This window comes from Prosthecobacter sp., assembly GCF_044232965.1.
Lineage (GTDB): Bacteria > Verrucomicrobiota > Verrucomicrobiia > Verrucomicrobiales > Verrucomicrobiaceae > Prosthecobacter.
Map to the genome: position 1 here is coordinate 26,983 of NZ_JBIIKX010000015.1, position 18,841 is coordinate 45,823.

At 61.9% G+C, this 18,841-nt stretch carries 14 protein-coding genes and 1 tRNA gene; 11 read left to right on the forward strand and 4 right to left on the reverse strand.

Features of this window, described 5'->3' with window-relative positions; all coding sequences use genetic code 11:
* Nucleotides 1–60 precede the first annotated feature (60 nt).
* The 3 genes from ACILSI_RS08715 to ACILSI_RS08725 are packed head-to-tail and all read left to right on the forward strand — an operon-like array spanning nt 61 to nt 3,082.
* The gene (locus ACILSI_RS08715) at nt 61–972 is read left to right on the forward strand and encodes a ParB/RepB/Spo0J family partition protein (RefSeq protein ID WP_395721480.1); all 912 of its coding nucleotides are present in this window, start codon (nt 61–63) and stop codon (nt 970–972) included.
* A 31-nt stretch (nt 973–1,003) separates the two neighbouring features.
* Entirely contained in the window at nt 1,004–1,483 is a 480-nt protein-coding gene (locus tag ACILSI_RS08720) for a nuclear transport factor 2 family protein (RefSeq protein ID WP_395721481.1), read from the forward strand.
* A 36-nt stretch (nt 1,484–1,519) separates the two neighbouring features.
* On the forward strand, nt 1,520–3,082 hold the full coding sequence (locus ACILSI_RS08725) for a fused MFS/spermidine synthase (protein ID WP_395721482.1): 1,563 nt from the start codon (nt 1,520–1,522) through the stop codon (nt 3,080–3,082).
* A 13-nt stretch (nt 3,083–3,095) separates the two neighbouring features.
* On the opposite strand, the gene ACILSI_RS08730 is transcribed toward ACILSI_RS08725, so the two are convergent.
* Nucleotides 3,096–4,508 carry a S41 family peptidase gene (locus ACILSI_RS08730; protein ID WP_395721483.1) on the reverse strand — a complete coding sequence of 471 codons (1,413 nt, stop codon included), beginning with the start codon at nt 4,506–4,508 and terminating at the stop codon, nt 3,096–3,098.
* An 85-nt stretch (nt 4,509–4,593) separates the two neighbouring features.
* Here ACILSI_RS08730 and ACILSI_RS08735 point away from each other — a divergent pair, with 85 nt between their 5' ends.
* Nucleotides 4,594–4,830, forward strand: a complete 237-nt coding sequence (locus ACILSI_RS08735; RefSeq protein ID WP_395721484.1) for a DUF4160 domain-containing protein — start codon at nt 4,594–4,596, stop codon at nt 4,828–4,830.
* A complete protein-coding gene (locus ACILSI_RS08740; protein ID WP_395721485.1) occupies nt 4,811–5,209 on the forward strand; it encodes a DUF2442 domain-containing protein in 399 nt (132 codons plus the stop codon). The genes ACILSI_RS08735 and ACILSI_RS08740 overlap by 20 nt, the downstream gene beginning before the upstream one ends.
* Before the next feature lie 12 nt (nt 5,210–5,221).
* Here ACILSI_RS08740 and ACILSI_RS08745 read toward each other — a convergent pair whose 3' ends face one another.
* Complete coding sequence (locus ACILSI_RS08745; protein ID WP_395721486.1) at nt 5,222–9,103, reverse strand: PVC-type heme-binding CxxCH protein; 3,882 nt, start codon at nt 9,101–9,103, stop codon at nt 5,222–5,224.
* 173 nt (nt 9,104–9,276) lie between these two features.
* On the opposite strand from ACILSI_RS08745, the gene araD reads away from it, so the two are divergent.
* The 3 genes from araD (at nt 9,277) to ACILSI_RS08760 (ending at nt 12,544) form a co-directional block, all read left to right on the forward strand.
* Complete coding sequence (gene araD / locus ACILSI_RS08750; protein WP_395721487.1) at nt 9,277–11,013, forward strand: L-arabinonate dehydratase; 1,737 nt, start codon at nt 9,277–9,279, stop codon at nt 11,011–11,013.
* An 86-nt stretch (nt 11,014–11,099) separates the two neighbouring features.
* Nucleotides 11,100–11,176 (forward strand) — tRNA-Pro (locus ACILSI_RS08755).
* A 33-nt stretch (nt 11,177–11,209) separates the two neighbouring features.
* Entirely contained in the window at nt 11,210–12,544 is a 1,335-nt protein-coding gene (locus ACILSI_RS08760; RefSeq protein WP_395721488.1) for a response regulator, read from the forward strand.
* A 2-nt stretch (nt 12,545–12,546) separates the two neighbouring features.
* Here ACILSI_RS08760 and ACILSI_RS08765 read toward each other — a convergent pair whose 3' ends face one another.
* A complete protein-coding gene (locus tag ACILSI_RS08765; RefSeq protein ID WP_395721489.1) occupies nt 12,547–15,030 on the reverse strand; it encodes a PAS domain-containing protein in 2,484 nt (827 codons plus the stop codon).
* Between the two features lie 188 nt (nt 15,031–15,218).
* Between ACILSI_RS08765 and ACILSI_RS08770 the strand changes: the two genes are divergently transcribed.
* The 3 genes from ACILSI_RS08770 to ACILSI_RS08780 are packed head-to-tail and all read left to right on the forward strand — an operon-like array spanning nt 15,219 to nt 18,164.
* Entirely contained in the window at nt 15,219–16,367 is a 1,149-nt protein-coding gene (locus tag ACILSI_RS08770; protein WP_395721490.1) for a Gfo/Idh/MocA family protein, read from the forward strand.
* A complete protein-coding gene (locus tag ACILSI_RS08775) occupies nt 16,364–17,572 on the forward strand; it encodes an amidohydrolase family protein (protein ID WP_395721491.1) in 1,209 nt (402 codons plus the stop codon). The genes ACILSI_RS08770 and ACILSI_RS08775 overlap by 4 nt, the downstream gene beginning before the upstream one ends.
* Before the next feature lies 1 nt (nt 17,573).
* The gene (locus ACILSI_RS08780) at nt 17,574–18,164 is read left to right on the forward strand and encodes a DUF1287 domain-containing protein (protein WP_395721492.1); all 591 of its coding nucleotides are present in this window, start codon (nt 17,574–17,576) and stop codon (nt 18,162–18,164) included.
* On the opposite strand, the gene ACILSI_RS08785 is transcribed toward ACILSI_RS08780, so the two are convergent.
* Complete coding sequence (locus ACILSI_RS08785; RefSeq protein ID WP_395721493.1) at nt 18,151–18,837, reverse strand: response regulator; 687 nt, start codon at nt 18,835–18,837, stop codon at nt 18,151–18,153. The two genes, ACILSI_RS08780 and ACILSI_RS08785, sit on opposite strands and share 14 nt — an antisense overlap.
* Between the last annotated feature and the right edge of the window lie 4 nt (nt 18,838–18,841).

Below are 18,841 nucleotides of genomic sequence, written 5' to 3' on the forward strand. Positions count from 1 at the left end.
GCAGATTCACCGAGATTCCGATTTGCATCCCTCCGTGTGCTCCCTAGTCTCGGCCACCCTATGGCAAAAACGGCTCTCGGAAAAGGACTCGGCGCACTCATTTCGGCACCTTCGTCGGTGTCTGGAATCTCGCGCCTGCCTGCCCTCGCGCAGCCCGCCCCTGGAGACGTGGTGAACCGCGTCACGCTGGATCAGATCGTCCCCAGCCCGCTGCAGCCGCGGAAAGAATTCCAGCCCGAGCAGCTTACGGAGTTGATGGAGTCCATCCGTGAGCACGGCATCATCCAGCCGCTCATCGTCCGCCGGGTGAACGGCAAGCTGGAGCTCATCGCCGGCGAGCGCCGTTACCGCGCCTCGCGCGAACTGGGCCTCAAGGAACTTCCCGTCATCGTCCGTGAAGCCTCCGACAAGGACGTGCTGGAGATGGCGCTCATCGAAAACCTTCAGCGCGAGGGTCTGAACCCCATTGAGGAGGCCCAGGCCTACTCTCGCTTGGCGAAGGACTTCAACATGCGCCAGGAGGACATCGCGCAGCGGGTCGGCAAGAACCGCGCCACCGTGGCCAACACGATGCGCCTGCTCGACCTGCCCGTGGGCATTCGTGAAATGCTCGCCGGCTCGAAGCTTTCCACCGGTCACGCCAAGGTGCTGCTCATGCTCAAAAAGCAGGACGAGCAAGAACGCGTCGCCCAGCAGATCATCAGCAAAGGACTCACCGTCCGCGCCACTGAAAAGGTGATTGATGCCATCCTGCATCCGCCGCCGCCGCCCAAACCGAAGCCGACGGAGACGGAATTCGCCCGCGCCATCGAGTCCGTGGAGCAAAAGCTCATTCAGCACCTCACCACCAACGTCAGCATTCACCACGCTGAGAAAAAGGGTCGCATAGAGATCGACTATTATGGCTCGGACGACCTGAACCGCATCCTGGCCCTGCTGGGGGTCGAAGAGGAAGCCTTTGTGGAAGACTAAGCGCGGCCACGCCGCCAATGACGAATTCCGAATGAAGAATGACGAACCAGCCTGGACTCGCCAGATGACTCGTCTGGTCGTCTTCTCGACATTCGTCATTCTGCATTCGTCATTCATCGCTTGTTGCAGCCCGGCTCAGCCTTCGGACGACAGCGACGTCCGCGCCTTCCTCACGCGCTACTTCTCCACCTGGTCGGCCAAGGACATGGACGGCTACGGCGCTTGTTTCCACGAGCAGGCCCGCGTCATCTTCGTGCAGCAGGGCATGCCCCAGAGCCAGGGCCTCACGGATTTCCTGCACGGCCAGAAGCTCAGCCATGCCACTGCCTCGTCACCCATGACCGAGGTGCCCACGGACATGAAGATCCTGCGTGACGACCGCACCGCGCAGGCCAGCGTGCGCTGGAAGCTCACCAAGGGCGCGGAGATCACCACCGGCACCGATTGCTTCACGCTCATCAAGACTCCCAGGGGTTGGAAAATCATGAGCCTCGTCTTTTACAACGACTGAGCACCCACTGCGAACAGAGAACCGCAAATCCACAGCATGTCCCGCTCTCCATCCAAGTCTTCCGCTTCATCATCGGACAACGCCACATCCGCCCGCAGTACGCGCATCTTCCTCGGCGTTTCGTGTTTTCTTGCCGGAGCCGCGATGATGGTCATCGAAATCTGCGCCTACCGTCTGCTCGCGCCCTTTTTTGGAAACAGCGTGTACACTTGGACCGCCCTGATCGGCGTCATCCTTATCGCTTTCAGCGCTGGCGGTTATTTGGGCGGGCATCTGGCGGACAGGAAGATGGCGCTCGATCTCCTCGGCTGGCTGCTGGCCGGCTCCGCGGTGCTGACGTTCTTCATTCCGGCCCTGCACACCGTGTTTGCCCTCGGCTTGAGCGCGCATGGCCTCATTGCGGGGCCGGTGATCATCTCGTTGCTGCTCTTCGCGATCCCCGGCGTGCTGCTCGGCGCGGTTTCTCCGGCGGCGGTGCGGTTTTACAGCCTCACGCTCAAAGACACGCATGTCGGCGCCGCCGCAGGCACGATCAGCATGCTCGGTTCGCTCGGCAGCTTTGTCGGCACCTTCCTTTCCGGCTTCTTCCTGCTCTCCACCTTCGGGGTGCGCAGCATTTTCTTCGGCACGGCGGCGGTGCTGCTCGTGCTGGCCGTCATCGCCTTCCTGCTGGCCAAAAACTCGCTCAAGCAGCAGGCACCGGTGATCCTGAGCGGCGTCTTCGCCTTTTCGATGAGCTGGATGACCGCGCCAAAACCCAAGCCCGGTGTCATCTTTGAGCATGAGTCGTTTTATCATCACATCGAGGTCAGCGAGCAGACCGAAGGCAAGGTGACACGCCGCGTGCTCCAGCTCGACTCCACCATGGAAGGCGGCATGGACGCCAACACCGGCGATCTGATCCTGCCGTATCAGGAATATTGGAAACTCGCTCTGCTGCGTGAACCGGCCAAAGTCAGCAGCGCCTTGTTCATCGGTGCCGGAGCCTTCGGCATGCCGGAGAACGTCTCGCGGGATTTTCCTGAAGCCGCCGTCGATGTCGTCGAAATCGACCCCCAGGTCATCGAAGTCGGCCGCAAGTTCTTCAAGCTCGATGAATTCCCCCGCGTGCAGGCCCACGCGGGAGATGCGCGCCGCTTCCTGCTGCAAAACAGCGGCAAAAAGTGGGATCTCGTCTTTGGCGACGCCTACAACGGCATTCGCCAGATCCCGCCGCACCTGGCCACGCAGGAGTTCTACCAGCAGATCGCCGATCACCTCGAACCGAAGGGCGTTTTCATCATGAACCTCATCGCCGCCGTCACCGGGCCGAAGTCTGAGCTGACCTCCGGCATGCTAGCCACCCTGCGCAAGGCGTTCCCGCACGTGGAGGTGTTCTCCGTCGGCTATCGTCGGGATGAAACACAAAACGTCATCCTCATGTGCTCGCGCGAGCCTTTGAAGCCGCTGATAGCCGACCGCTATGTCACCGCAGGTTCCTGGCAGGAGCGTCTCATTCGCACCCACGTTCCCGTCGGCACGGTTCCGCATTCGGAATACGTCTTCACCGACGATCACAATCCCGTCGATGCCATCATCGCCCGCGGATTGCTGGAGTGACAAGTTTCCTCGACTACTTCAACGGCTTCGCCGCCGGAGCCAGCGTCGGGGCCACAAACGCGTCGAACACCAGCACGCCCTTGAGCGAGTCCACGGCGCGTTCGAGCTGCCTGTCACCGAGATTCGCCAGCTCCAGCGCCGCCGCCTCGCCAGTGCCATGGGTCATGCGCCATTTCGCGACGCGGCTTTCTTCCTCCGAGGTCAAGGCGGCCACGATGTTTGGCTCCACGCCGCTCTCATGAATTGTGCGATGGCTTGGCGTGTAGTACTTCGCCGTCGTCAGTCGCATCGCAGCGCCATTCTTCATCGGCAGGATCGTCTGCACGCTGCCTTTGCCGAAACTCGTTGTGCCCACGACAATCGCCCGTTTCAAATCCTGCAACGCGCCCGCCGTCAGTTCACTGGCGCTCGCGCTGCCGTGATTGATCAGCACCGCGATGGGATACTTCCTCGGCTCCTTGCCGCCGCGTGAGGGCGTGCGATACGGCGGCGGATTCTGCGAGGCCACACGGCCCTCCGTGGTCACCACCACCGTGCCTTCGGGCAAAAACTCGCCGCAGATCGCCACCGCGCTGTCCACCAAGCCGCCGGGATTGTTGCGCAGGTCGAGCACGAAGGCTTGCATGCCCTGTTTTTCCAGTTCGTCCAAAGCGTCGCTCAGTTCAGCCGCCGTCGGCGCGTTGAACTGCGACACCCGCGTGTAGCCGATCTTGTACTCGCCCGCCATCTTGGGCGACAGCAGCATTGGATCATGCACGGAAGACTCCGCCAGGGTCTCATGCTTCACCTTGAAATCGAGAAACTGCTTCGTGCCCGGCCGGCGCACCGTGAGCCGCACTTCCTCGCCGGCCTTGCCGTTGAGAAGCTGCATCGCCTCCACCACACCCACGGAATCCGTCAGCACGTCGTTGATCCGCACGAGCTGATCGCCCGCCATCACGCCTTCCGCCGCCGCCGGGCCGTCCTCGCGCACGGTGATGATTGTGAGCTGGTTTTGCCTCAATGCGATGGTGATGCCGATGCCTTCCGATGTGTCGCTCTGCTCGCGCTGCATGTCTTCAAACAGCGACTTGCCCATGTACTCGCAGTGCGGGTCCAGCCGTCGCAGCATGCCTTCGAGCGCTCCTTCCACCAGCTCCTCATAAGTGATCCTCGACTCATCCACATAATTCTGCCGCACCATCTCCATCGCCCGCGTTAGCATCTCCATCTGCTTGTAAGCATCCTCCGGTGGCGGCTTCACGGGTGGAGCGGCGGGTTTGGCCTCCGGCTTCGCCGCTGGTTTCGTTTCAGCAGGCTTGGGGGCGGCTTTCGGCGTGGGATTCGCGACCGGAGCCGTCGTTGGCGCGGGTGCAGGAGTCGTCGGCGCCGCGTGAAGGCTCGTGGCGGAGATCAAGGCAAGCGAAAGGACCAAAGGACTGCGCATGGGCGCACAGTGCATGATTCAGCGCTCTGGAACAGGGAAAATTCAGTCTTGCAATGCGTCTCCTGGATGGCTTCAAATGCCACACATGCCAGTTGTCCTCACCAGTGGACCCTACCGTCTGTTTTTCTACTCCGATGAAGGCAACGAGCCGGTCCATGTGCATGTCGAGAGGGAGGACAAGGAGGCAAAATTCTGGATGGAGCCGGTGCGTCTGGCCTCAGCCGGAGGCTTTGGAGCCGCAGAAATCCGCCGAATCGAACGCATTGTCACCAAGCACAAACAGGCTATCATCCGTCGTTGGCATGAGCACTTTGAATCCTGACCGCGAATCTCCCAAGGCCGTGAAAATCTCCTTCGACGGGGAGATGCTGCGTGTGTTGCTCGAAGGTGGCCGCCAGATCGTCGTCCCCACAGCGCTCTATCCGCGACTGCGTTTTGCCACGAAGGCCGAACGCCGAGATTACCGGCTGATAGGAGGCGGTTTAGGCATCCACTGGCCTGCTTTGGACGAGGACATCAGTGTGAAAGGATTGCTGGCGAAAAAGGGGTCGGCTGAATCCCCGCATTCGCTCGTGAGCTGGCTTCTCGCCCGCAAAGAGAAAACAGCAGGCTCCAAACCCAGGCGGCTCGTCATTCAAGTTCTCCCCCCGCCCAGGAAGCGGCTCACACGCACTCGGATCAATCTCAAGCATGCAGTTTGATCATAGGCCGCGTTACTCCAGCCTGATCCCGTTCCAATACGAGAACTCCATGTTCCAGCCGCTGGCATGTGCCTCAAGCCGTACAGTCACTTCCTGGCCTGCAAACTTCGCCAGATCGACCTCCACGGTCTTCCAGCGCGGCTTCTCATGGTCAACGGCCACTTCCTTGACCACTTGACCGTTGACCACGGTCTTGACGATCCAATCCCCCCGATCATCCGCCGCGACGCTGAACTTCAGCCTCGTCTTCTCGACCTTCAGCTTCCGCTCAAAGCTCGCGGGCGTCTTCTTGTCCGGGAACGGATGCATGAGCAGCACGTTCATCTTGCCGTGGTATTCGGCCAGTTTGACCGGTGTGCGCTCGAAATCGGGCGCGTTGACCTTCCAGTCGGGATTCCACAGGCTGACGCTCTCCCAGTCGATGGCGCGCCAGTTGGTGCCTTTGGGTTTCGCGTTCGTGTCGGCGACTTCGACGCCTTTGATGAGCAGATCCTTCTTGGCGGGCGTCAGCGGGCCTTCTTCGGGCGGAGCGAGGATGTACCAGATGAGATCGCGGAACATCGCATCCGGCAAAGCGCCGAAGCCCATGGGCATGAGGCTCTGTTTGGTGTTGGTGAGGGTGGCGATTTGATCGCGCGGCACGACCTGCGCGGCACCTCCAGCACCGAGCAGCTTCACATGGCCCGGCGTGTCTTCGACGACGCGCCCGGCGAGCGTGCGGCCGTCCTTGGTGGCAACGGAGAAATTCTCGTAGCCGTTGCCGATGATCTGGTTGGGATCGATCACGTTGGCGAGGATCGCATCGAGGTTGCTGCGACCGCTGCCGATCAAATCCGGCCCCACCTTCTGCCCACCGCCGTGGAACTCATGGCAGACCATGCAGGTGGAGGTGAAGATGAGCTTGCCGTTGGCGAGATCGGGCTCGCCGGTCAAACAAGCCTGCTTCTTCGCGGCAATGAGCGATTTCACGTCCTCTGACGAATCCTGCCACGCGCCGAGCACCTTGAAGGCGTGATCGCGGATGGCCTTGTCCTTGCTCGTCGCCAGCGCTCGTCGCACCGGAGCCGGGAAGCCGCTGGCGCTGACTTTTTCGGCCGAAATGGCCTCCAGCATGGCCTTCGTCCACGTCGCACGACTGGAAAGTGCCTCCAGCGCGGCGATGCGCAGATTGAAATCCTTCGACGCGGCCTGCGTGAGCAGCGGCGCGATGAAATCATCGCCCCCGAGGTCCGCCGCCGCACGAATCGCTGCCACGCCGAGCGTGGTGGACGTGCCCGGAGCCAGCAACGGCTTCAGCCCTTCCTTCACCGCGTCCGTTTTGACCTTCCGTAGCGATTGCAGCACCGCGATGCGGTCCTTCTCCGGCTTCGAGGCATCGTGCAGCGCCACGATCATCTCCTTCACGGCTGCTTCATCACCCCACAGCACCGCGAGCGTCTGCGTATGCTTCCGCACGTCCGCATTCGCCGACGAACGCCACTTCGCGAGGCTGGCCGAGACATCCTTCACCGGCTTGATCACGCCGCCTTCCTGACCTTTGACGAGTCCATCCAGCGCATGCGCGAGCAGGATGTCGTGCTCGGCGATCTTGTCGCAGAACTCGACCGCGAGATCGAGGTTCTCCGCCTTCCGCGTGTCGCACAATCGGCGCATGGTCTTGTGGCTAAGCACATGTCCAAGCTGGCCAGAGCGTGAGAACAATGATGACAGTTCGTCAATGTCATCCTCCGACAAGACGCTGATTCCAGACTCCATCGCCTGCCAGATCATGAAGGACAGATTGGGGTCGAATGTCTTCGAAGAATATTCGATCAAGAACGGCAATACGTTGCTTTGAAAGCACTTCCCCAAGAGCGGCACTGCTTCGGTTCGACGGTTAACCGTCAGATGAGTTGTCAGATATTGTCTCTCTGATACAGCGACAGCAAATCTCACGGCTGGTTCGGAGTCTTTTGCCAATCTCTCCAATATGGCATTCGGACTGGTGGTTGAGATGGGATAACCTCCGCTAGAATCAGGTTTCCGAGTATTGAGTTCTTCTTTTTCACGCCGGTCTTCCTCCTCCTCGAATTTGGTTGCATGTCCATTCTGGAGCTGCGCCTTCATCTTTTCATGAAGCAGACGAGCTGTCCAAAACCTCATCGGAGTGGCCGCGTGCTTCTCAAGCTGTAGCAGCAAAGAGTCGGACAGAAGTCGAGCGCACCAAAGTGTCCAAAGAGCTTCTTGGTTTACGGATTTCAGGCACAATGGTTCCAAAAGTGTGCGTGCAGACTCATCGCGTCCTTCTACCAGCATCCGCCTCGCCATGCGGCGCATCCAGTTGTTGGGATGCTCCAGGGTCTTCACGAGGTCAGCGGTGGGGAGTTTCTTGAGGTCGAGGTCGGCGTGGTCGCGGGTTGGGATGGAGCGCACGCGTCCTCGCGTGCTGCTTTCGGCGTCCCTGCCGGAAGCCGTCCCTGGGCGTTCGCTTGCCGGTTTGTCGTTCGCTTCAGGGACGGAACTCCGCGAGGACGCGGAGTTCGGCACGCGGGACGCGTGCGCTCCATCATGAACGACGCGCCAGATTCTTCCGCGTTCGCGGTCCACGCCTTCGGGGTTGGCTTTGGCATTTTGGTAGCAGGGATACTTGTCGCACCAGTCCATGATCCAAAGGAAGCCGTCGGGGCCGGTCTGGGTGCTGACGGGGCGGAACCAGCCGTCGTTGGCGCGGAGGAAGTCGCGACGCGGCTCGCATTTGAACGTGGCACCAACGGGCGTGAGGATTTCTTCGTGGATGGCGTTGTCGTGGATGTTGCCGATGAAGGCGTGGCCGTGCGTGTCGGCGGGATAGCGACCGCCTTGATAAATCTGCACGCCGGCATACGCGGCGCGGAAGTGCTTATGTTTGACGATGCTGGGCAGTTGCTCGTAGGCATACGGATTCTCCGGCGCACCGCCTTGGCGCACGTAGATGCCGCCGGGAGCCATGTGGAAGAAGTGGTCGATGACGCAGGCGCTGACGAAGAAGTTCCCCGCGGCGTCGTAGTCGCAGCCCCAGGGATTGCTGGTGCCGTCGGCGAAGACTTCGAATTCCCACGGGAGCGCGGGCATTCCGCCTGCCTCGGGTGAGGCGGGCATCTTGCCCGGTTTCCCAGCCTCGGGCAGGATGCCCGAGACACTCGGCGACAGGCTGGAAGCCCGTCCTACCGGCCTCGCTCTTCCAATCCCGGCATCAAACTTGAAGCCCTCGCTCTCCGGCTGTCCAGGGCGGCGGACTTTGCTGTTGGTGAAGACGCCGTGCGTCATGTAAAGCCAGCCGTCGGGGCCCCAGGTGAAGCTGTTCACGAGCTCGTGTGTGTCTTCGCGGCCGAAACCGGTGAGCACGACGCGCCAGGCGTCCGGTTTGTCGTCGCCATCGTCATCGCGGAAGTGGATGAGGTGCGGCTGCTGGCCGATATAGATGCCGTTGTCGCCGCAGATGATGGCAGAGGCGAGATTGAGGCCCTCGACGAACACGGTGCGCTTGTCGGCCTCGCCGTTGTTATCGGTGTCTTCGAGAATGATGACACGGTCGCGGGGAATTTTGTCGCCGGTCTTTGGCAGCGGGTGGTATTGATCGTCCTTGGCCTCGCTGCCGAAGGGTGCGGGATGTGGCGAGCCTTCGGGATATTCATAAGCTTCCACGACCCACAAACGGCCGCGATGATCCCAAGTCATGGCGACAGGATTCTGCACCATCGGCTCATGCGCGAAGCAGCGGACCTCGTAGCCCTCCGGCACGCTCATTTTCGCGCGAGCTTCCTCCGGCGTGGGGCAGGCGGTCTGGGCGGCTTTGCGTTCACCTTCGATTTCTTTGCCAGCGGCAAGCAGATCGACGTTGAGGAGGCAGAACGAGAGGAAAACGAGAGAGCGCATGGTTGGGCAGGTTGTAGCAGGAACTACGGCGCGACTGCAAGAAGGATGTCGGACAGGGTTTGGGCGGAATCGGTCGGTTTGGGCAATGCGGAACGATTGGATCGAGGACGAGTTCGAGTAGGAGAACGAGGACGATTTGACCGGAGGCCATCTCTCTTGTTAATCCTGTCGAAATGACCTCCCAAACCACTCCCAAAACTCCTGAACAACTCCGCTCCTGGCGCTGGTATGGCCGCGATGAACTGCGTTCCTTTGGCCATCGCTCACGGGCGAAACAGAACGGCTGGGGCACGGAGGACATCGTGGGGAAGCCGGTCATCGGCATCTTGAACACCTGGAGCGATCTGAACTCCTGCCACATGCATTTGCGTCTCTCGGCGGACGCGGTGAAGCGCGGCATCCTTCAAGCGGGCGGTCATCCGATGGAGATTCCGGTCATGTCGGCGGGCGAGATGCTCACAAAGCCCACGGCGATGTTTCACCGCAATTTTTTGGCGATGGAGACGGAGGAAATGCTGCGCGCGAATCCCATCGACGGCGCGGTGCTGCTCGGTGGCTGCGACAAATCCACGCCAGGGCTGCTCATGGGTGCCTTCAGCATGGACATCCCGGTCATTTACATGCCCTGCGGCCCGATGATGAAGGGCAACTGGCGCGGCGAGACGCTCGGCAGCGGCAGCGACGTGTGGAAATACTGGGACGAAAAACGCGCGGGCAATCTGAGCTGGGAACAATGGTGCGAGATCGAGGACGGCATCGCCCGCAGCCCCGGCCACTGCATGACGATGGGCACCGCGAGCACGCTCACCGCACTGGCGGAGACGCTCGGTCTTTGCATTCCCGGAGCCTCGTCGATTCCTGCGGTGGATAGTGCGCACACGCGTACCGCAGCGGCTGCGGGCCGTCAGATCGTCGAAAACGTGTGGCTGGATCGCAAACCGTCCGGCATCGTCACCGAGCGCTCGTTTGAAAACGCCATCGCGGTCGATATGGCGCTCGGCGGCAGCACAAACGCCATCGTGCATCTCATTGCCATGGCCGGCCGGCTCGGCATCAAGCTCCCACTCGAAAAATTCGACGAGATCAGCCGCCAAGTGCCGCTGCTGGCGAACATGCGGCCTGCGGGCAAATACTTGATGGAGGAGTTTTATCTGGCCGGCGGTCTCCAGGCGCTGCTCAATGGCATGCGCGAGCTGTTGCACACGGATGTGCCCACCATCACCGGCAAGACGCTCGGCGAGGACATCGCCGACGCTATCATCCACAACGAAGACGTCATCCGCACGCCGAAAAACCCGCTCCAGCCCGACGGTGGCACTGCGATCCTACGTGGCAATCTTTGCCCCAACGGCGCGGTCATCAAACATGCCGCCGCCACGAAGGAACTCTGCACGCACACCGGCCCCGCGCTCGTCTTTGACAGCTATCCGGCGATGAAGGCCTGCATCGATGACATGAACCTCGATGTGACGAAGGACACCGTGCTCATCCTTCGCGGTGCCGGCCCCGTCGGCGCTCCCGGCATGCCGGAGTGGGGCCAGCTCCCGATTCCGAAGAAACTCATCATGCAGGGCATCCGCGACATGGTGCGCCTGACCGACTGCCGCATGAGCGGCACGAGCTACGGTGCCTGCGTCCTCCACATCGCCCCCGAAAGCGCCGTCGGCGGCCCACTCGCCCTCGTGAAAACCGGCGACCTCATCGAACTCGACGTGCCGAACCGCAAACTGCACCTGCATGTGAGTGATGAGGAGTTGGAGCAGCGCCGTGCGTCATGGAAGCCAGCGCCCACACGCTACCATCGGGGTTACGCGAAGCTTTTCGTCGAGCACGTCACGCAGGCGGATCAGGGGGCCGACTTCGATTTCCTCCAGCATGGCCCCGCTGTGCCGGAGCCGGACATCTTCTAACTTGCGCCTTTTCCGCGAAAGGCTACCCATTCGTCCCGCTCGCGGGTTCGCCCGTGGGTTTCCGCAACCGTCAGCGATGACAAAAGCGGGCTGTGGCTCAGCCTGGTAGAGCGCTTCGTTCGGGACGAAGAGGTCGTGGGTTCGAATCCCGCCAGCCCGACCAACTCACCGTGTGAGTATAGTACAGAGGCAAGACATGGCGAACCCAACCCCACCCAAAAAAATCCTTCTCGCGGAGGACGTGCGCGCCATTTCCCTGCGGGTGTCGCACGCGCTTGAGACGCACGGCTACCTTGTGAAAGTCGCGGAGGACGGGGAAGAGTGCCTGGAGCAGATCGAGGAGTTCAAGCCGGACCTGCTGGTGCTGGACCTGATAATGCCGAAAATGAACGGCCTGGAGGTGCTGCGACATTTGCGTGCGCAGCAGGCCACGCAGCACCTGCCGGTGATCGTTTGCACGGCGAAGGATTATTCCACGGAGCTGAAGCACATCCAGCAAACCGGGCCGGTGGACGTGCTGATCAAGCCTTTCGACCCCGAGCTGCTGCTTGGGAAATTGCAGCAGTATTTCCATGAGGCGGCGACCACCCGAGGGGTGACGCACCGCTCGCATATCCCGACAGCGGTGGAGCAGTACGCGCCGGTGCTGGACACGAAGCGTCCGCATGTGCGGCTGTGGGGCACGCGGGGCTCGATTCCGGTGTGCGGGGCGCGTTATGCGCAGCACGGGGGCAACACGACGTGCTTTGAATACAGCACGGGCAAGGAGCGCATCATGTTTGACGCGGGTTCCGGGCTGCGGGAGGCCGGGCTGTCATTTCTGGCGGGCGGGCCCTGCCACGTCCATTTGTTCGTCTCGCACACGCATTGGGATCACATCCAGGGTTTCCCGTTCTTCACGCCGATCTATGTGCCGGGCTTTGAGATCACGGTTTATGGCGAGCGTGGCTTCGGGAAGAACATCGAATCCCTGCTCTGCGGCCAGATGGACCGCGATTACTTCCCGATCCAGCGCGAGGACCTTCGGGCAAAGATCAATTTCGTGTTCCTGGACGACAAGCCGGTGAAGATCGGTGATGTGACGGTGACGCGTGAGTTCACGCAGCATCCGGGTGCGACGGTGGGCTTCAAGGTGCAGCACGAGGGCCGCAGTGTGGTCTTCATGCCGGACAACGAGTTTCTCCAGGGCTACACAGGCTCTCCAGCCCTGCTCACCCGTGACACGGACCTCGTGGTGCCTTACGAGCCGATTTTGAAGTTCCTCGACGGCGTGGACCTGCTGGTGCATGAGGCACAGTACCTGCCCACGGACTATCCAAAGCGCATCGGCTGGGGACACTCCAACTTGGCCACGGCCTGCGCCATGACGAAGCTCACCGGCGTCAAAAAGTGGATCGTGGTGCATCATGACCCTGACCATGATGATCCGGCGCTGCATTCGAAGCTGAACCTCACGCGGCAGATTCTGCGGGAGATCGGCCACCCGATTGAGGTGGTGCATGGCTATGACGGCATGTCCGAATATCTCTGACCTCAGATCACCGGGTCATAGCTCGTGAGCGCCTCGCCCACGAGGGCGCATTCCTTCTTCAACTGGTCGAGCATGAACTGCGCGCCCTTCAAGTCTGCCGCGTGCGCGTACTCGCACAGCTCGGAGGCCAGGCGGAAGGCCTTGGGCGCGGCATAGACGCCGAGCATGCCTTTGAGTGAATGCGCCGCCTCGTAGAGCGGTCGTGCCTTGCCTGCGGCGAGCGCCTTTTCCGCCTTGCGCAGGTATTTCTGCGTGTCCTCGGGGAAAATGGTGATGAGTTTCCGCATGAGCTTGTCATCACCGGCGGACTCACGGAAGGCTTCGGCATCGAATGAAACGCCTGCGGGAGGCTGTGATTGGGCCGGGGGCTGCCATGCTGGTTCCGGTCCGGGCGGCGGGAGAGGAGTGCTTTCCAGCGACCGGGGCTTGACGGAGAATTTCTCAATGGTTTGGAACAGCTCGGCGGACCGCAGCGGTTTGGCGAGGTAGTCGTCCATTCCGGCGGTCAGGCAGAGTTCGCGGTCGCCTTTCATTGCGTTCGCGGTCATGGCGACGATGGGCACATGCCCGCCAGTGCTTTGCTCGATCACACGGATGGCGGCGGTGGCTTCCAGGCCGTTCATGCCGGGCATCTGCACGTCCATGAGGATGACGTCAAACGGCTCGCTTTTGAAGAAGTCGATGGCCTCATGGCCGTTGGAGGCCAGCGTGACCAGGTGGCCGCGTTTTTCCAGCATGCGGGAGCTGACGAGCTGGTTCACATGACCGTCCTCGACCACAAGCACCTTCATGGAGGCGTGCGCGGTGATGGCCGGCTCGGGGCGCGGCGACATGGGCTTGATGGAGATGCCGCTGGTGCGGCCAAAGGCGGCGGTGAAGTGGAAGGTGCTGCCGACGTCCGGCTGGCTTTCCACCCAGATGCGTCCATGCATCAGATCCACGAGATCGCGGCAGATGGCCAGCCCGAGGCCGGTGCCGCCGTAGCGGCGTGTGGTGGAGGTCTCGGCCTGCGTGAAGGCCTCAAAGATGCGCTCATGCATGTTGCCAGCGATGCCGATGCCGGTGTCGTTGATCTTGAAGTGCAGCATGATGAGGTCCGCCGTCTCGGACTCCACGTTCACCTCGATGGTGACGCCGCCCTTGTGGGTGAACTTGATCGCGTTGCCGACGAGGTTGATCAAAATCTGCCGCAGCCGGCCGTCGTCGCCGATCAGGCGCCCCGGGATCGTCGGGCTGATGTGGTGCAGCAGGACCAGCCGTTTCTGGAAGGCGCGGACTCCCATCGCCTGTACCGTCTCGGTGACGATGGCGTTGAGGTCGAACTCGTGGGAGTCCAGCTCCATCTTGCCGGCCTCGATCTTGGAGAAGTCCAGGATGTCGTTGAGCAGCTCCAGCAGTGAGTCGGCGGACTGCTTGAGCATCTCCAGATACTCACGCTGGGAGCTGTCCAGGCCCGTGCCCAGCAGCAGCTCGCTCATGCCGATGATACCGTTCATCGGCGTGCGGATCTCATGGCTCATGTTCGCCAGGAAGACGCTTTTGGAGCTGTTGGCCGCTTCGGCGGCTTGGCGTGCCTGACGCAGCTCCTCCTCGTCCTGCTTGCGCTCGGTCACATCCGTGTGGGAGCCGGCCATGCGGTAGGGCTTGCCATTCGCATCGCGCAAGGCCCGGCCGCGGGCGAGAATCCAGCGCCAGCTTCCATCCTTGTGCCGGAAGCGGAACTCCACGGAGTAGCGCTGGCTCTGGTTGTCCAGATACTCGTTCAGCGTTGCCATCACGCGGTCGTGATCGTCGGGGTGCAGCAGCTTTTCGAAGGCGGTGAAATTGTCCGGCAGCTCATCGTCCTCGTAGCCGACCATGCTTTTCCAGCGCGGGGAGAAGAATACCTCGCCGCTGCGGATGTCCCAGTCCCAGATGCCGTCGTTGGTGCCGCGCACGGCCAGGGCAAAGCGCTCCTCGCTCGCCGCCAGGGCGCGGATGGACTCCTTCTGCTCCGTGATGTCCGTGATGGACCCGGCCATGCGGTAGGGGTGTCCGGCGGCGTCCCGCAGGGCGCTGCCACGCGCCCGGAACCAGCGGTAGTCACCGTCTTTGCACTTCAGGCGGTATTCCGCGTCATACGGCACCTGCTCGTCCACATGCGCCTTCAGCGCCGCCAGGATGCGCTCACGATCCTCTTCATGGAGACGGGACTCGAACTCCGAGAACAGGTTCTTCATCTCGTCATCGGTGTAGCCGAGGAGCTGCTTGAACCGTGGCGCGTAGTAAACCACGTCGGTTTTGAGGTCCCAGTCCCAGATGCCGTCGTTGGTGCCGCGCACCGCCAGGGCGAAGCGCTCCTCGCTCTCCGCCAGCTCGCGCACCGCTTCCGCCGGGGCGTTCGGCAGGCGCAGGCGGCAGGCATGCAGCATGTTTTCGAGTTCTTGAATGCGCTGCTTCAACTCCGGCACGGAGTCGCCTGCGGCATGCTCGAGGGTGTCTGACATCGGGGTGGGCGGGGCGTCCTGGTGGCTGGGTGTGGACGGGTGGAGATGAATAGACACATTTTCCGGCAAACAAACTCAAAAGGTTGATCCAGAGCCTCAAAGTGCGGCTCCAGACAGGCATGGGAAATGCATTCCTTGCGAACTGCGTGCGTTTTTGGGTCTGGCGGCGACGTTCATTCGTCCCTGTCATGAACCGCCGCCGCATCCTCGCCTCCCTCCCCGCCGTCTTTGCCGCCAGCAGTCTTGCCGCCTCTGCCGACAAGAAACTCCGCGTCGCCGTCATCGGCCACACCGGTCGTGGCAACTATGGTCATGGCCTCGACACGATGTGGCTCAAGATCCCGGCGGTCGAAATCGTCGCCGTGGCCGATGCGGATGAAAAAGGACTCGCCGGGGCGCTGAAAAAGCTCGGTGTCACCCAGGGCTTCGCTGATTACAAGGTCATGCTCGCCGAGGTGAAGCCCGACATCGTCGCCATCGGCCCGCGTCAGATTGACCAGCATCGCGACATGCTCCTGGCCGCGATCCAAGCCGGTGCGAAAGGCATCTACATCGAAAAACCCTTCCTCCGCAGCCTTGCCGAGTGCGACGAAGTCCTCACCGCTGCCGAGAAGTCCGGCACCAAGATCGGCATCGCCCACCGCAACCGCTACCACCCCGCCCTGGCCATGGCGGCCAAGCTCATCGCCGACGGTGCCATCGGCCGAGTGCTGGAAATGCGCGGACGCGGCAAGGAAGACCCGCGCGGCGGCAGCCTCGACATGTGGGTGCTCGGTTCTCACGTCATGGGCGTCGCCCTCACTCTCGGCGGCGCTCCGCGTGCTTGCACGGCGGGTGTTTTCCAGGGTGGGAAACCGGTCACCAAGGCGGATGTCAAAGAAGGCGACGAAGGCATCGGCCTGCTTGCGGGAGACGAGGTCCATGCGCGCTTCGAGATGGCCAACGGCGTGCCATTCTTCTTCGACAGCATCAAGGACGGCCGCCTGAAAAAGCCCGCCTACGACGATCCCGCCTCGTTTGGCCTCCAGGTCTTCGGCAACGCGGGCGTGATCGACTTCCGCATGGACCAGGAGCCCTTCGCGTGGATTCAAACCGGCTCCGAGGCGCGCAAACCCGTGCTGGCGGACAAGGACATCGCCAAACAAGTCTCCAGCCACGAAATCCCCGGCCTCGACCTCATCGCCGCCATCCAGGAAAACCGCGCGCCGCTGTGCGATGCCACCCATGGCCGAGAAATCATCGAAATGATCAGCGCCGTGTTCGAATCGCATCGAATGAACGGCCAGCGTGTCACCTTCCCGCTTCAGACCCGCCAGAATCCGCTCACCCTCTTATGAAAAAGCCTGCCGCATCGCCTCTCCTCATTCAAAACGGCACGCTCATCCTGCCGGACAAGCTGATTGAAGGAGGCGCGGTGCTGTGTGAACGCGGCAAGATCACCGCCGTGGGCAAAGACATCGCCGAACCCAAAAACGCCATCGTGATGGATGCCAAGGGCGGTTACATCAGCCCCGGTTTCATCGACATCCATGTCCACGGCGGGGCAGGGGCGGATTTCATGGACGCCACCGTGCCTGCCGTGCGCACCGCCTTGAAAGCGCACGCGCTGCACGGCACCACCACGATCTTTCCCACCACCACCACGGGTGCCCCGGTGCAGATCATGGCCATGCTCGGCGCCTGCCGTGAGGCCAAACGAACCTGGGAGGCCGCCCACGGTTCCCGCATCGAAGGCGTGCATCTTTACGGCCCTTATTTTGCTGCTGACAAGGTCGGCTGCCATTCCCGCACCGGACGTCGTGCGCCGAATCCCACGGAGTATGCCATGTGGTTTCGGGATGACCTCGTCCGCATCGCCACCTGTGCCGCCGAACTGCCTGGAGCTGAAGCATTTTATCAAATCGCCCGCCAACACCGCTGCCTCATCACCTGCGGCCACTCGAACGCGAGCTGGACGGAGATGGAACGCGCCTTCAAGGCCGGCATGCGCCATGTGGATCACTTCTGGTGCGCCATGAGCTCGGTTGCCTCTCTGCGCACACGGCTGGGCACGCCCATGCAGGCCTCGATGGAGCAGTTCGTGCTCGCCACCGCCGAGATGAGCACCGAGGTCATCGCCGACGGCATGCACCTCGCTCCCGAGTTGCTCGACTTCGCCTTCCGTATCAAGGGCGCGCAGCGTTTGTGCCTTGTCACCGATGCCAACCGCGCTCTCGACATGCCGCCGGGCCGCTACCGCTTCGGTTCCGACGACGACGGCTCCTTTTTCGAGAGTGATGGCAAGGTCGGCTTCGTCCCCGGCCAAGGCCTGGCCAGTTCTGTCGTCGGACTCGACCACATGGTGCGCCACATGAAGAAAAGCACCTCCGCCACGCTGTCGGATGCCGTGCGCATGGCCAGCCTCACGCCCGCCGAGCGCACGGGCATTGCCAAAACCTGCGGCAGTCTGGAAAAAGGCAAGCAGGCCGACATTCTCATCCTCAACCGTCGTCTCGACGTTCAACGCACCTTCATTTCTGGTGTCGAAGTGCCGCGTGACTGACATGATCCGCTGTTTCTGCCTCTTCATTGCCTGCATCGGCCTCAGCCACGCGCAGACGCCGTCCTTCGCCGAACGCCTCGTGCAGGCCGCGATGGAGCGCACCAAGCTCACGGTGCGCTACGAGCCTGCTTATGTGCGGCTGGACTACCCCAATGGCGATGTGCCCGCCGACACCGGCGTCTGCACGGATGAAATCGTTCGCAGCTACCGAGCACTCGGCTTCGACCTGCAAAAACTCGTTCACGAGGACATGAAACGCGCCTTTGCCGCCTATCCGAAAATCTGGGGACTGAAATCGACCGACAAAAACATCGACCACCGCCGCGTGCCGAATTTGCAGACCTTCTTCAAGCGACGCGGGGCCTCATTGCCCGTCACTCAAAACGCCGCTGACTACAAGCCGGGTGATCTCATCACCTGCACCGTGCCGCCCCATCTTCCACACATCGCCATCGTCGTTCCGGCACCAGATGGCGGCACCACGCCCTGGATCGTCCACAACATCGGCCAGGGACCGAAATGCGAGAACCGCCTCTTCGAGTTCCCGCTCACCGGTCATTACCGGTTTCATCCTTCCGCTACGAGTCGATGATGGTGACCTGCACGCTGTTCTCGATGACGCCGGTGGCGATGGCGTGGCGGGTGAGGCCGGCGGTGTCGTGGATGTTGAGCTTGTCCATGAGGCTCTGGCGGTGTTTTTCGACGGTCTTGACGCTGATGTGCAGTTCGTCGGCGGTTTCCTTGTTGGCCTTGCCCTCGGCGATGAGCTGAAGCACCTCGGCTTCGCGGGAACTGAGCACCGGGGCGTTTTTGCCGGGGGCAAGCTCGCCGCGCTCGCGTGATTTTTTCAGGTGATGGTTCAGGCGTTTGGCCAGGGTGGGCGTGAAGAATTTTTTCCCGGCGTGGACCTCGCGCAGCGCGCGGCAGACGTCGTGGGCGGAGCTCTGCTTGAGCAGAAAGCCGGACGCGCCGATCTCGACGGCGTTTGTGACGTACGCGTCGTCGCTGTGCGCGGAGAGCATGAGCACCTTGGCGGCGGGATGCGCGTGAAGGATCTGCCGCGTGGCCTCCAGGCCGTTGAGCAGCGGCATGGCGATGTCCATGAGCACCACGTCGGGCCGCAGCTTATGCGCCTGGGCGACGGCCTGCCGCCCGTCCTGCGCCTCGCCGACGATTTCGAAGCCGCCCTCGAGTTCGAGCATTTTGCGCAGGCCTTCGCGCACGATCATGTGGTCTTCGGCCAGTAATAGGGTGATGGGTTTCATAAAC